Consider the following 930-nt stretch of genomic DNA (forward strand, 5'->3'; position numbering starts at 1 on the left):
GCCGTCTTTCGGACGAGCGAAAACAGAATCGCCATACAGCACTTGTCGACTTGCTTGAGATGCCATCCAACTTGGATTTTGATGTTCGTACACAAGCCCTTCGAGTGCCTGCATTTTCACACGATCAAAATCTTCTTGTTTGAACGCTGGCGATAGCAGCATCTCTTCAACGATTTTCAGTGTTGGCTCTAAATTCTTTTCTAAAGAAGAAACGCTGATGTTCGTAGTGTAGCCTGTGGCATCGACAGAGATCATGCTGCCGAGTTTATCGAGCTCAGCTTGAATTTGTTCCACGCTACGTTTGGTCGTTCCTTCTTGCAACATAGCGGCCGTCAGTTGCGCTAGGCCTTCTTTGCCTTTTTCCACAAAACGCGTGCCCGCAGGCAAGCTGAACTGCATCATGACTGTCGGAGTTTCGTTGCTAACTGTACCGAGTAGTTCAGAGCCGTTGTCAAAATGCACATTGTACAGTTCTGGCATTGTTGCTTTCACTGGATCACCGACTGGTGGCTGCACTGAACGATCAAAATTGTCCGTTGCGCGGCGATAGGCTAACTGATCATCGGTAATTTTTTTGTACTCTGGCAAGGTACGTTCTGGCGTTGTAAATGTCGCAGACTTAACAGCAAGATCCGTTTTGCCTTTTGGTACCACGCTCAAGGTGACTTTCGACTTACCTTGAATAAAGTTTTGGTACACCTTCTCAACAGATTGAGGAGTCACGGCGCGAATCTGTTCCAATTGTTTTTCAATCAAATCAGGTTGGCCAAAGAAAGTTTCATTCGACGCTAGCTGTGTGACTTTACCTTTCACGCTTTCAAGCGCAAAAATCGCATCCGCTTCAGCTTTACCTTTCAACTGCTCCAGACGATCGTCAGTGACGCCTTTCTCTGCAAACTTGCTCATCGACTTCATAACCCCATCCTACAC

The 930-nt window shown here is 46.7% G+C and carries 1 pseudogene; it reads right to left on the reverse strand.

Annotated features, from left to right (window positions below):
* Positions 1-909 (reverse strand): annotated as a pseudogene (locus R7Q48_RS25440) (insulinase family protein); the annotation flags it as partial.
* Positions 910-930: the final 21 nt, after the last annotated feature.

Source organism: Vibrio sp. 378 (assembly GCF_033339435.1).